Consider the following 13,103-nt stretch of genomic DNA (forward strand, 5'->3'; position numbering starts at 1 on the left):
TTACGATTCAGTCTTAACATAGAAAGCTAATATAAAACTACGCGTTTCATTATTTGGTGCTCAAAATGATTCAACCAGTATTTCAGCCCTGTTCAGATACCGTCTCGTATGCTCAAGTCGAGCATATCGCTATGTTGCGAATCGATAACCCTCCTGTGAATGGACTAGGTGATACGGTGCGCGCAGGGTTGTATCAAGGAGTTGAACGTGCGCAATCCGATTCCTCGATCAAGGCGATTGTCATTTTCGGTTCCGGCAAGATGTTTTCAGGTGGCGCCGACATCAGGCAGTTCAATACGCCCAAAGCGAATGCAAAACCTATGTTGCGCCAGGTAATTCGGAAAATAACCGAAATGACTAAGCCTGTGATTGCCGCTATTCATGGAACCGCGCTTGGTGGTGGTCTGGAGCTGGCGCTGGGCTGCCATTATCGAGTCGCAACGGACGAGGCCAAATTGGGATTGCCCGAAGTCAATCTGGGGCTGTTGCCCGGTGGGGGCGGCACGCAAAGATTGCCGCGATTGATTGGCGTTGAAGCGGCGGCAAAAATGATTCTGAACGCTTCGGTCGTAAAAGGACAGAGAGCGCTGGATCTGGGCTTGATTGATGCAGTCATCAAAGGCGATTTGATCGATGGCGCAATCGACTTTGCAAAAGGGATTGTTGCAAAAGGCGAGATCACTCACCCCGTGATCGATCAACGTCACCTAGTGCGATCAGAATCGACGATTGCCGCGATCAGGGGCTCATTGAACAAAAAAGCGCGAAACGCGCGTGCGCAGTCGGCCGCATTGGATTGCGTCGCCTATGCCGGTCAAGGTGATATTGAAGCGGGTCTGGACTATGAACGATCACGCTTCGAGGAGCTGGTGTCCGGTCCGGAATCAAAATCTTTACGGCATATCTTTTTTGCCGAGAAGCAAGCATTGAAAGTCGATAATTTGCCACCCGAAGTTCAAGCGTCAGATATCCGTTCCGTGGGGATCATTGGCGCCGGCACAATGGGTTCTGGTATCGCTATGGCGTTTGCGAATGCAGGGTTTACGGTCACACTGTGCGAGCTGAATCAAGCCGCACTGGATCGGGGGATGGCGGCGATCCATAAAAATTACGATATCACCGCTGCCAAGGGCAAGTTGACTCAGCAGGATATTCAAAAACGCCTGGATTGCATCAAAACCAGTACGGACATGGAAGCCTTGTCTGGTGCGGATCTGGTCATCGAAGCCGTGTTCGAGGATATGGCGGTGAAAAAATCGGTATTCACCGAGTTGGATCGGGTCTGCAAGCAAGGCGCGATTCTTGCAAGCAATACGTCCCGACTGGATGTCAATGAAATTGCTGCAGTGACTCGTCGGCCGCAAGATGTGATTGGATTACATTTCTTCAGTCCTGCGAACGTGATGAAATTGCTGGAAGTCGTTCGAGGTGACAAAACTTCGAATGAGGTGATCGCGACCTGCATGTCGATGGCGCAAAAGATCGGCAAGACACCGGTTTTGGTGGGCGTCTGCGAGGGATTTGTCGGTAACCGGATGCTGACGCCTTACTGGCGCGAAGCCTGGTTCCTTCTTGAGGAAGGCGCGTCGCCTCAGCAGATCGATAGCGCGTTGACTCGTTTCGGTATGGCGATGGGGCCGCTTGCCATGGCGGATCTGGCGGGTCTGGACATCAATTGGGCGACTAGAAAGAGGCTTGCTCCCACGCGTCGTGCCGATTTGCGTTATTCGAAAGTCGCCGATCGCATTTGCGAGGCGGGGCGTTTCGGACAAAAAACCGGAGCCGGTTTTTACAAGTATGAACAAGGTAGTCGTACACCTCAGCCGGATCCGGCAGTGGATGACATTATCAGGGCTTGCGCCAATGAGGCAGGGATTGCCCGTCGTTCGATTAGTGATGATGAAATCGTCGAACGTTGCATGTTGGCCCTGATCAATGAAGCTTGTTGGATCCTGCAGGAAGGTATCGCGCAACGCGCGTCGGATATTGATGTCGTTTATGTCAATGGTTATGGATTTCCGGCCTGGAGAGGCGGGCCTCTTTTTTATGCCGAAACAATCGGCTGGGGTGTGGTGCTCGACAAAATCAAGCAGCTTGAACGCGCTCAGGGAGGGCACTGGACTGTTTCTCGCGATTTGACCTCAAGGGTGAATTAAGCTCGTCTTTTTTGTCTCGGCGGTACAATCAAAAAAAATAATAAATGGAATGTGCACATGCTGGAGTTGAGGCAACTAAGGTACTTCGTCACGATTGTTGATGCGGGTTCGCTGACACGGGCTGCGGAATTGCTTTATGTTGCCCAGCCTGCTTTGAGTCAACAACTGGCGATACTTGAATCGAATGTCAATGCCAGGCTCTTGAATCGAAGTTCAAAAGGAATTAATCCAACCGAAGCGGGCACGGCTTTATACAAACACGCTCAAACCATCCTGAAGCTGGTTGATGAGACAAAAAGTGTCATCAAGTCTCCCGAGTCCGGAATTTCCGGTCGCGTCCGACTTGCGATGCCGGGAACAACCGGTAGCATTTTGGCTGCACCGCTTGTTGAAAAGCTGAGGCTGGAGCACCCGGGAATCATTCTGGAGGTGTATGAGCACCCGAGTAGTTATCTCGTGCCCCAGTTGCTTGAGCAGCGGGTCGATTTGTCATTTTTGGTGGACAACATTCCAAGCTCCGGATTGGAGGTGACGCCGATTGCGAACGAGAATCTCTATTTCATCCATCATAAGGATAATCATCCTTTCGGCAAACAAGCGCATGTCAAACTGGACGAGTTAATTGATATCCCGTTGGTATTGCCAACGCGCACAAGCACCCTCAGGCAACTGATCGATAATGCATTCAGCGCTCAAGATATCGAACCGATGATTGTGGCTGAAACGAGTTCAACTCAAACCCTTCTCAGACTTGCAGCAAACTCACCGATCGGCACGATTCAGACCTTGACCTCAATGGCGTCCAGTCTGGAGAGTAAGAAATTAATCGCAAGCTTGATTCAGCCGGTGCTGGCCCGGCGCCTATATCTGGCCTATCCCAAGTATGTGGCCTTAAGCGAGGCATCGACTTATGTGCACTCCGCCATCATTGTTCTGGCAAAAGAGTTGATGCTATCTGGTCAATGGCGTGGCGCGGTTCCCCAGTATCAGTGATACGGGTGATACTTTAAATTCTCTTGGCCATTGCCATAAGTTTATCTTATGGATTCATTCGTATTCAGTATTTCTAACCCAGCAGTTAGGACTATAGAGTAATCCCGCTGATTCCGATCATTGTCTGGTTCGTTAAGATGCGATCGTTAGCAAAAATAAAAAAAATTAAACGGGGAGAGTCTGATGTTGCCACTTCATGGGGTCCGCGTACTTGATTTAACCAGGGCGCTTTCCGGTCCGTTTTGCGCCATGATTCTTGCGGATCTTGGGGCTGAAGTGATCAAGGTGGAGGCCATGCCCGAAGGGGATATGTCTCGCGACTGGGGACCCTTCGATGGAGATATCAGCGTCTATTACTTGAGTGCCAACAGGAATAAAAAATCGATTGCCGTTGATTTTCGTAAGCCGCAGGGACTGGAGCTGATCAAGCAGATGGCGATCAAATCCGATATCGTTGTTGAGAACTTCAGAGTCGGCACCTTGGAAAAAATGGGGCTGGACTACGACTCGCTCAAGAAGTCGAATCCCGGGTTAATCGTGGCTTCGATTTCCGGTTTTGGTAGCAAAGGGCCTGCCAGTCAATGGGCCGGATTCGACCAGATCGCGCAAGGGTACTCCGGATATATGAGCTTAAGCGGCACGACCGAATCAGGCCCGATGCGCGTCGGCACGGCCATAGGAGACATGCTTGCCGGTATGTGGTTGTCGATCGGGGTATTGTCGGCACTCATGCAGAAAAGAGAGACCGGTCATGGCCAGCAAGTTGAGACATCTTTGCTTGCAGGGTTGATCGGGGTGTTGAGTGTCCAGGGCCAGCGCTATTTGAACCTGGGCGAAGTGCCCAAGCCTTTGGGTAATTCGCACCCTGTAATTGCTCCCTATGGAACATTCAAAACATCGGACGGTCCGCTAAACCTCGCGCCTGCTACACAAGGCATGTGGCTGAATCTTTGCAATTTGCTTGGACTGGAACATTTAATTGATGATCCAAGATACAAGACAAACGGCGATCGAATGAAAAATCGCGACTCGTTGCAGATTGAAATCGAAGCCGTATTGACTCAACATCCCAGAATGCACTGGACACCTTTGATGATCGAGAAGGGAATCCCGGCAGGACCGATCAACAAGATGGACGATGTCTTTAAGGACGATCAGGTCGAAGCTTTGAAGCTGATCGAATCCGTCAAGCACCCGGTGCTTGGCGTGCTCAAGCAGATTGGCATGCCGGTTGCAATGGAAAGCATCCCCGAAGGTGGTTCGGTACGATTCGCGCCCCCTTTGTATGGTCAGCATACACGGGAAATCTTGAAAGCATATGGAGTTAGTCAAGACGAGATCGAGCATTTGATCCAAACGAATATCATCCATCAAGCAACGGTGACATGAGGAAATCCCTTGGTTGGAATCAAAGAAAATTCAGTTAAGCTTGACCGGCAAGGGTGAAAGTTCAGGAAGGAAAGTTTATTCACAACCGATGAAGTATCGATACATCAATCAATCAAGAACACTTGATGAATTGCTTAAAGGAGACAAGCATGTATCAACAAAGCAAGAAAGGTAAAAAGACCGTTTGGCATCAAGCTTTGCTTTTGTCATTGGCTTTGGGCGCCACGGCGAGTGTGAACGCTGCCGATCCGGGTATCAGCGATAAGGAAGTCGTATGGGGCTCAACCCTGCCACTGTCCGGACCTAACGCGGGCTACGGCACGATCGGCAAAGCGCAACGTGCCTGCTTTGACTACTTGAACGCGGAGTTTGGCGGCGTCAAGTTTGGTGATGGCAAGACCAGAAAGGTCAAGTTCGTGATGTATGACGACTCGATGGAGCCGGCTCGTCACTTGCAAAACTCCAGACGCATGGTCAGCAAGGATGAAGTGTTCGGAATGTCGGGTAGTCCCGGTACCGGTGCAAACCTGGCGTCTCGTCCGTACTACAACTCGGAAAACGTACCTCAGGTGTTTCTGTACACAGGCGGCCCTATGTTTGGCGCCAAGCCTGATGTCGAAAAATTCCCGATGACCATGCTGGGCATTTTGGCGTACAACACGGAAGCGGCGCTCTACGCGAAATACATCAAGGATAATTTCCCGAACGCCAAAGTCGCGCTGCTTAACGACGATAGCGGTGGTCCGTTCTTCTCGAAAGCGTTTGTGCAGGCCGCTAAAGATTTGGGCGTCAATATCGTGATTCATGAAGAGCATTCGTATAGCGAGCCTACAATCGATGCGAAGATCGATCGCCTGGCCGCATCGGGTGCCGACGTCTTTGTCGATGCGACCACGCCGAAATACGTGATCCAAGCGATCAAGCGCATGAACGCGGTGAACTGGAAGCCCAAGCATGTGGTATGGGGCGTGGGTGCAAGTATCGGCGGCACGCTTATTCCGGCCGGTCCCGATATCTCTAAAGGTGTCATCACGAGTTTGTGGCTCAAGGATCAAGCCAACCCCGGCTTCGCAAATGATGCCGATATGAAGCTGTATGTCGAGAAGCTGAAAAAATACGATAGCAGCCTGAATCCGGCCGATCAGTTCAACGCGGTTGGATGGTTCTTCTGTCATGCAGTCAAGAACGGCTTCGAAAATGCCAAGCAGCCTACACGCAAAGCATTCATGGAAGCGATGCGTAATATGAATCAGGTCAAGGTACCGCTTTTGCTTGATGGAGTGACTTTGACAACGAAAGGTGCGCAAGACGGATATCCGATCGAATCGGTCCAGATGGGTCAGTTCGACGGTGAAAAGTTCGTGCCGATCGGCAGTGTGATCAATTACGAAGGCAAGACACCTCAACCGCAATAAATGGTTGAAGTTGTTTGAAGTGACTCGGAACAAAGATTGGATAGATTAATTTCAGGAATCAACATGAGTGAGAATGTAAAAACTTTCAAAATGGTCATTGATGGCAAGTGGGTAAACAGTTGTGACAATGACTGGATCAATGTTGAGAATCCTGCGAATAAAACAATCTTTGCCCGAGTCCCGCGCGGCAAGGCGGCCGATGTTGATATCGCCGTCGCCGCAGCGAAAAAGGCTTTCAAAACCTGGTCGCAGACGTCTGCCCCCGAGCGCGCAAAACTTCTGCATGCCATTGCGAACACCGTCGAACAAAACGTTGAGCATCTGGCAAGGACAATCAGCAGTGAAAACGGAAATGCCTTGCGAACACAAAGTAGGGGCGAAGCAAACCTGACTGTTGACATTATTCGTTATGTCGCAGGGCTTGCCAGGGAAATAAAGGGAACAACTAGCTATCTGAATTCACAAACACTGGATTACACCCGCAGAGAGCCGTTTGGCGTGGTGGGTGCGATCGTCCCGTGGAACGCGCCACTAATGCTGGCTGCATTGAAAATCATTCCGGCGATCATGACAGGCAATACGATTGTGATGAAAGCGTCCGAAGAAGCACCCCTGGCTGTGTTGGAACTGGCCAGATTCTGTAATGAACACTTGCCGCCAGGCGTTGTGAACTTGATCACCGGCAGTGGTATCGAGTGCGGAGCGCCGCTGGTCGAGCATAAGGATGTGCCCAAAATTTCATTCACCGGATCGACTGCGGTCGGCAAGTCGATTCTGGCCGCGGCAAGCTCGCGTGTCGCCGCTGTCACGCTTGAGTTGGGCGGCAAAAGCGCACAGGTTGTCTTTCCCGATGTGGATCTGGACTACACGACGGATGGCGTCATCACTGCGATGCGTTTCAGCCGTCAAGGCCAGTCATGCACTGCGGGATCCAGGTTGTTTGTACATGAGTCGATCGCCGATGCCTTTCTCGAAAAACTGATCGGCAAGCTCAAAAAACTTAAAGTGGGTGATCCACTTAACGAAGAAAACGATGCCGGCAGCCTGGTCAATGCCAAGCAATTCGCGCGTGTCAAGGGTTACATCCAGGAAGCGATCGAAGCTAAACCGAATGCTTTGTTGCTTGGTGGCATGCCGCCTGAAACCGGGCCTTTGTCCGAAGGATATTTTGTTCAGCCTACGGTGTTTCTGAACCTTCCTCCCGAAGTGCGGATGACCAGGGAAGAGGTTTTTGGTCCGGTGTTGTCGGTCACCACCTGGAAGCACGAAAGCGATGTGGTTGAGCGTGCGAATGATTCGGAGTACGGTCTGGCCGCGTTTATCTGGTCACGTGCCGGTGGACCGGCTATCCGGATGGCGCATGCACTGGATGCCGGTTGGGTGCAGATTAATCAAGGTGGTGGTCAGCAGTTGGGTCACTCTTATGGCGGATTCAAGCAAAGCGGAAAGGGCAGGGAGTTCTCACTTGAGGGCATGCTTGATAGCTTTACCGACGTGAAACAGATATCGATGAATATTGGAGATGCGGGTTTTCCAAGGCTTTAAATCACGTTGCAAACTGATTAGTATCAATTTGACTAATAAAGAAAATCAAAAAAGGGTTGGGAGACAGCATGACTAAATACAAAAAAATCCATACGGTGGGTTTTGTAGGCATCGGCGTGATGGGAAGCCGAATGATTCAAAACCTGAAAGGCAGTGCGGAGCTGCTGGTTTACGATGTGGATCACGAAAGAGCCAAGCAGGTTGCCAAGGATGCTTGCGCTTCAGCTGTAGCGGATATGAAAGAGCTTTCCAAGGCCGATACCATCATCATGATGCTTCCGAATAGCAATATCGTTGATGCTGTGGTGAAAGGCTCGGATAAAGGCCCGGGGTTAATCGATATACTCGGCGCTGATGCCATGATTATCGATATGAGTTCATCCACTCCCGCTAATACGATCGAAAACGCCAAGCAGTGCGCTAAGAAGGGCATCCATTACATTGATGCTCCCGTTTCGGGCGGTCCGTCAGGTGCGGCTGCGGGAACGCTTGCCATCATGGTGGGCGGCACGCAAGCGGATTTCGATCACGCCAAACCCTTGCTGGACAAACTAGGTGGAAACGTCTTGCGCATTGGTGACATCGGCTCGGGCCATGCAGTCAAGTCATTGAACAATCTGTTGGGTGCAACCGTGCTTGCCGCTACAGCCGAAATTTTTGCCGCAGGCGAGAAATTCGGTCTCGATCCCAAGATCATGCAGCAAATCATTAATACGTCCAGTGGCGGTAGTTTTGCGACCAATCTGACTTATCCCAAAGCCGTGTTACCCAAGACTTGGGATTTCGGTTTTGCAATTGGCTTGATGAATAAAGATATCGGAATCGCCATGTCATTGATTAAATCGACAGGCGTGGACACGGTATTGAATCGTCAGGCATCGGAAATGTGGACCAAAACAATGGAAAGCTCGGGTCCGACTTCCGATATGACAGAGATTGTCCGCCAGATTTATAAACGTGCCGGCCTTTGAGGTAGCGTATGCCTCCCGAAACTGTCAAACCGGTATCAAGCGCGAAAGTTCCCAAGCTTGAGGTATCGGATATGTCTCTGCGCTTCGGCGGCATCGTTGCGTTGAACAACTTATCTTTTAGGGTGGAAGAAGGAACGATTTGCGGTTTGATCGGGCCCAATGGCGCAGGAAAAACAAGTTGTTTTAATTGCATCAGCCGTTTGTATTCTCCGTCTTCGGGTCGGGTCGCGTTCGAGGGGCAGGACATTACGCGAGTTAAGGCTCAGGATGTTGTTTCGATTGGCATCGCCAGAACATTTCAGAATCTGGCTTTGCTACCTTCCCTGACTGTGCATCAAAACGTCATGCTGGGTGGACATCATTACGGCAGGACATCTTTATGGAAGGCTGCTTTCAAGCCTTTATCGAAGAGGGTTGAAGAAAAAGAGCTGGGTGATTTTGCTTTTGATTTATTGAAGCGGCTCGATCTGGATCGCTTCAAGGATACTCGTGTGGACGATTTGCCTTACCCCACGCTTAAAAAGGTGGAACTGGCTCGTGCGCTCGCTTCGAAACCAAAATTATTGATGCTCGACGAGCCTGCCGGCGGCTTGTCCCATTCCGAAGTGGACGAGCTGTCCGATACGCTTGTGCAGATTCGTGAAGACTTCAACTTGACCCTGCTGTTGGTTGAGCACCATATGGGCATGGTGATGAAGGTTTCAAACAATATTGTGGTTCTTGATTTCGGTCATAAGATCGCCGAAGGTTTGCCCGCAGATATTAAGTCCAATCCCCGTGTGATCGAAGCCTACTTGGGGAAACCAAGATGAAAGTTCTCGAAGTTAAGAATCTGGAAGCCGGGTACGGAAGAATTAAGGTCTTGCACGGGATTTCCTTATCTGTTGACGAAGGCAATGTTGCCGTGCTGTTGGGTGCCAATGGCGCAGGTAAGACCACAACGCTTAGAGCCATCTCGGGCTTGATTAAAAGTCAGGGTAGCGTGTTGCTCGATGGCAAGGAAACCAATGGCATTCGCTCGGATGTGATCGCGCGATCCGGAGTGGCGCACGCAGCCGAAGGGCGCGGCACGTTCACCGATTTGACGGTCGAGGAGAATCTCAAGGTTGGTGCGTTTCGCCGCACTAATAAAAAAGAGATTGCCGATGATCTTGAGCAAATGTACGAGTTGTTTCCTCGTTTATTGGAGCGCAGGCATCAGAAAGCCGGCAGTCTGAGTGGCGGCGAACAGCAAATGCTTGCGGTTGGTCGCGCGTTAATGTTGCGTCCCCGCGTATTGTTGCTTGATGAGCCATCCCTTGGCTTGGCACCCGTGATTATCAATGGACTGTTTGACACCCTGGGCAGAATCAATCGCGAGCTGGGCACGACGATGCTGATTGTCGAGCAAAACGCGAATTTGGCGCTTGAAATCGCGAATTACGCCTACGTGCTCGAGTCCGGAAAAATCACATTGCATGGTCCCGCGGCCGAAATCGCATCGAATGATGGTGTACGCGCTGCCTATCTGGGAGATTGAAATTGCAATATCTAATGCAGCAAGTACTGAACGGAGTGACCATTGGCGCCGTTTACGCATCATTGGGATTGGCTTTGGTGCTGATATACAGAACGACCAATATCGCCAATTTCGCCCAAGGTGAAATGGCGACATTGTCCGCATATATGTCTTGGCAGTTGGTGCAGTGGGGCGTGCCGATCGTGCCATCGATCATGATCGTTATTCTGATTTCGGCCCTAATCGGCGCTGTGGTGTATGCCGTTTTGGTGCGTCCGGTTCAATACAAGGACGAAATGACGATCATCATCGTGACGCTTGGCTTGTTTCTCGCCTTCAATAGCGCAACCGGTGCGATTTGGGGATACATGCAAAAGACTTCCCCAAGTCCTTTTCCGGATACGACATGGCTCGTTGGCAATGTGCGTATTTCCGCGGAGTTAGTCAGCTTTTTACTGGTTCTGGTTGCTATTTCGTTTGGCCTGTATCTACTTTTTCAAAAGACCCGCTTGGGCAATGCCTTGCGCGCGGCCGCTTCCAATGCCCAGTCGGCCCAATTGGTAGGCATTCCCTACACCAGAATGATGATTCTGGGTTGGGGCATGGCCGCAGGTCTTGGCGCGATCTCGGGTTCGCTGGTTTCCTCGCGTCTTTCACTTGACCCGAATTTGATGGCCGATGTGATCATTTATGGCTTTGCATCGGCAGTCGTGGGTGGAATGAGTAGCTATGTCGGAGTAGTCGTGGGCGGGATGATTGTCGGCATATCCCAGGCGCTCACCATCGCGTTTCTGCCCGGACTGGGCGCAGACTTGCAGATTGTCGTGCCGCTGGTGCTGATTGTTGCTGTATTGATCGTCAAGCCTGAAGGCTTGTTTGGCAAAACTGTTGCGGCGAGGGTCTGATTGTGACGAATCCTACAACTACACATGCAGACTCGAACAAAATGTCGTTCACCAAGAAAGTGGCAATCGGAGCAGTCATTGCCGCTTTTCTGATCGTCTTGCCTCTTGTCGTGCCCGGATATTTGTCGTTCCAACTAAGCGGAGTGATGGCATACGCGGTCGCTGCGATCGGGTTGAACTTGATTACAGGATACGCCGGGCAGATTTCACTGGGACACAATGCGTTTTTTGCCCTTGGCGCCTACACCGCGGCAATGAGCATGGTGTATTTCAATGTTCATTACATTACATCGGTTTTTTTGGCCGCAATCGTGACGTTTGTCGTCGGTTATCTTGCCGGCTTTCCTGCGCAACGCTTGCGCGGCCTTTATCTGGCTTTGATCACCCTTGTGCTAGCGGTTTCGGTTGCGCCAGTGATCAAGCATTTCAAGGAGGTGACAGGCGGCATGCCCGGACTGGTTCTTGATCGTCCAAAGCCGCCCGAATGGCTGGGTATCACGCGTGATGCATGGATTTATTATCTGGTGTTGATGTTTACGGTGGCATGTTTTTATCTCGCCCGCAATTTTGTCTCCGGCAGCACGGGCAGAGCCTTGACTGCGATCAGGCTGGCACCGTTGGCGGCTTCTTCCATGGGGGTCAACGTCAATGGTTACAAAGTCCTGATTTTCGGCCTTGGATCGATGTTGGGTGGCGTGGGTGGAGCATTGTTCAATTATTCGATCGGTTTTGTCGGGCCGGATTCTTATTCCCTGATGTTGTCCGTTAGCTTTCTTGCCGCCATCGTAGTCGGTGGCTTGGGAACGATTTGGGGAGCTTTGATCGCGGGACTGTTTCTGCAGTTTGTGCCGACCTATGCTTCGGATATCAGTGAGGCACTGGCAGGCGCCGTATATGGCGGCATTCTCATCGCTTGCATGTTCTTTATGCCTAAAGGCATTATCGGCACATATCTTGAAAAGAGACGGCATAAGCATGCGACGTAATCGCGTCGCATGTAGAGACAACGATCAGAATTTGTGCGTCATGCCAACTGCAAAGACTGCGCTGAACAAGCCGTCAATCATGGCTGAGTTCATGCCATAACCCGCATAACTGTAAAAGCTGGTTCTTTTGGATAACGGATATGTGTATCCGGCGCTGACAACGCGTTGGGTTGCTATCGGGCTGAAGGAGCCGGACTGCATGCCGCCGGATGGTTGAGCCATCTGCCACGCTGCAAAAACCTGTCCATATGATGATACGGGAGAGGCAATCCCGATCATGTAGGATGCTATCGATAATGAACTATCGAAGATGATGCTGCTGTTGGTGTTGTCAAAAGTATCGTTTCTGACCACGCCAAGAACGTTTTGAAGCGTATTGACGGCTCCATTTTTGGTCTGACCGTACGCGCCGGATAATTTGAATATTTCAAAATCATATGCACCGCCAAGTATCCACGCATTCGCGTTTTTGAAATCGTTGTTGGCGGTGGCTGCGTTGGGATAAAAAGAATCGTAGGTCAAAACCAAATAGACGGGCCCATCGGAATATTTGATTCCTGAAGTGAATGAGCGCAGATTGTTTACTGTCGAGTAGTTGTATCCGGAAGTGCTGCGATCCAGGCTGACGACATCACCGCTCTTGGCGTAGCCGGAGGTCATTCCCGTGGAAAAAGAGTAACCAATACCCAATTTAAAACCACTTAATTCAGTAGTTTGAATCTTGATTAAATTGCTTAAGCGTTCAGCACTGGCTGTGCCAAACGACATCCCAAGTGAAGCGTTTCCGTATTGGCCGGTAAATGGGGAAAGTTGGCCCATGTAGTCAGAGGCAATATTATTTTGCCGGCCAAATTGTATTAGTCCGGCAGATTGATTTTCGTAACCGATCCAGGACTGGCGGCCAAAAAGGCGTCTGCCTTGTCCATACGTGGCATTTCCAAGATTAAAGCCGTCCTCAAGCTGGAATTTGATAGCTTGGCCTGAACCGAGTTGCTCGGATCCTTTGAGCCCAAATCGATCCCCCGATTGCCCACCGCTGATTAACCCAATGCTTGTTTCCGGTCCGTATCGATCGCTTGGTGTGGAGGAATGTTTGCTGATTGCAAAGCCGGCATCAAGCGTGCCGTAAAGCGTTAGGCTGGATTGCGCATAAGTAGGCGGGCTAAATTGCGTTAACAGGGCTAACACACAAAAAAAGACAATATTCTTGTAAATACGTCTAGCCACGAATGATTACTTACCCAG

Annotated in this window: 11 protein-coding genes; 10 read left to right on the top strand and 1 reads right to left on the bottom strand. The window is 50.7% G+C overall.

The window, feature by feature from the left end; translation table 11 throughout:
* Positions 1-65 precede the first annotated feature (65 nt).
* The 10 genes from G3I67_RS06815 (at position 66) to G3I67_RS06860 (ending at position 11,858) form a co-directional block, all read left to right on the top strand.
* Positions 66-2,156 (top strand): 3-hydroxyacyl-CoA dehydrogenase NAD-binding domain-containing protein, encoded by a 2,091-nt coding sequence (locus G3I67_RS06815; RefSeq protein WP_163653187.1) that lies wholly within the window; start codon positions 66-68, stop codon positions 2,154-2,156.
* Between the two features lie 57 nt (positions 2,157-2,213).
* Positions 2,214-3,149 (top strand): LysR substrate-binding domain-containing protein, encoded by a 936-nt coding sequence (locus G3I67_RS06820; protein ID WP_163653189.1) that lies wholly within the window; start codon positions 2,214-2,216, stop codon positions 3,147-3,149.
* Positions 3,150-3,332: 183 nt separating this feature from the next.
* Complete coding sequence (locus G3I67_RS06825) at positions 3,333-4,538, top strand: CaiB/BaiF CoA transferase family protein (RefSeq protein ID WP_235931768.1); 1,206 nt, start codon at positions 3,333-3,335, stop codon at positions 4,536-4,538.
* 149 nt (positions 4,539-4,687) lie between these two features.
* Positions 4,688-5,953, top strand: a complete 1,266-nt coding sequence (locus G3I67_RS06830) for an ABC transporter substrate-binding protein (RefSeq protein ID WP_163653192.1) — start codon at positions 4,688-4,690, stop codon at positions 5,951-5,953.
* A gap of 63 nt (positions 5,954-6,016) precedes the next feature.
* Positions 6,017-7,498: an aldehyde dehydrogenase family protein gene (locus G3I67_RS06835; RefSeq protein ID WP_163653195.1), complete on the top strand. Its 1,482-nt coding sequence runs from the start codon at positions 6,017-6,019 to the stop codon at positions 7,496-7,498.
* A 68-nt stretch (positions 7,499-7,566) separates the two neighbouring features.
* Positions 7,567-8,469, top strand: coding sequence for an NAD(P)-dependent oxidoreductase (locus G3I67_RS06840; RefSeq protein WP_163653198.1), 903 nt, complete (start codon positions 7,567-7,569; stop codon positions 8,467-8,469).
* A gap of 8 nt (positions 8,470-8,477) precedes the next feature.
* Positions 8,478-9,281: an ABC transporter ATP-binding protein gene (locus tag G3I67_RS06845; RefSeq protein WP_163653201.1), complete on the top strand. Its 804-nt coding sequence runs from the start codon at positions 8,478-8,480 to the stop codon at positions 9,279-9,281.
* Positions 9,278-9,988 carry an ABC transporter ATP-binding protein gene (locus tag G3I67_RS06850; RefSeq protein ID WP_163653204.1) on the top strand — a complete coding sequence of 237 codons (711 nt, stop codon included), beginning with the start codon at positions 9,278-9,280 and terminating at the stop codon, positions 9,986-9,988. Before G3I67_RS06845 ends, G3I67_RS06850 begins: the two co-directional genes overlap by 4 nt.
* Positions 9,989-10,002: 14 nt before the next feature.
* Positions 10,003-10,872, top strand: coding sequence for a branched-chain amino acid ABC transporter permease (locus tag G3I67_RS06855; protein ID WP_235931770.1), 870 nt, complete (start codon positions 10,003-10,005; stop codon positions 10,870-10,872).
* Between the two features lie 2 nt (positions 10,873-10,874).
* Positions 10,875-11,858 (top strand): branched-chain amino acid ABC transporter permease, encoded by a 984-nt coding sequence (locus G3I67_RS06860; RefSeq protein WP_163653210.1) that lies wholly within the window; start codon positions 10,875-10,877, stop codon positions 11,856-11,858.
* Between the two features lie 24 nt (positions 11,859-11,882).
* Here the strand turns inward: G3I67_RS06860 and G3I67_RS06865 are convergent, their stop codons facing one another.
* Entirely contained in the window at positions 11,883-13,085 is a 1,203-nt protein-coding gene (locus G3I67_RS06865; protein WP_163653214.1) for a porin, read from the bottom strand.
* Positions 13,086-13,103: the final 18 nt, after the last annotated feature.

This window comes from Sheuella amnicola, assembly GCF_010499255.1.
Lineage (GTDB): Bacteria > Pseudomonadota > Gammaproteobacteria > Burkholderiales > Burkholderiaceae_B > Zwartia > Zwartia amnicola.

Coding starts and splice junctions, on each gene's coding strand:
- G3I67_RS06815 (WP_163653187.1), top strand. CDS start 66: ATGATTCAACCAGTATTTCAGCCCTGTTCAGATACCGTCTCGTATGCT.
- G3I67_RS06820 (WP_163653189.1), top strand. CDS start 2,214: ATGCTGGAGTTGAGGCAACTAAGGTACTTCGTCACGATTGTTGATGCG.
- G3I67_RS06825 (WP_235931768.1), top strand. CDS start 3,333: ATGTTGCCACTTCATGGGGTCCGCGTACTTGATTTAACCAGGGCGCTT.
- G3I67_RS06830 (WP_163653192.1), top strand. CDS start 4,688: ATGTATCAACAAAGCAAGAAAGGTAAAAAGACCGTTTGGCATCAAGCT.
- G3I67_RS06835 (WP_163653195.1), top strand. CDS start 6,017: ATGAGTGAGAATGTAAAAACTTTCAAAATGGTCATTGATGGCAAGTGG.
- G3I67_RS06840 (WP_163653198.1), top strand. CDS start 7,567: ATGACTAAATACAAAAAAATCCATACGGTGGGTTTTGTAGGCATCGGC.
- G3I67_RS06845 (WP_163653201.1), top strand. CDS start 8,478: ATGCCTCCCGAAACTGTCAAACCGGTATCAAGCGCGAAAGTTCCCAAG.
- G3I67_RS06850 (WP_163653204.1), top strand. CDS start 9,278: ATGAAAGTTCTCGAAGTTAAGAATCTGGAAGCCGGGTACGGAAGAATT.
- G3I67_RS06855 (WP_235931770.1), top strand. CDS start 10,003: ATGCAGCAAGTACTGAACGGAGTGACCATTGGCGCCGTTTACGCATCA.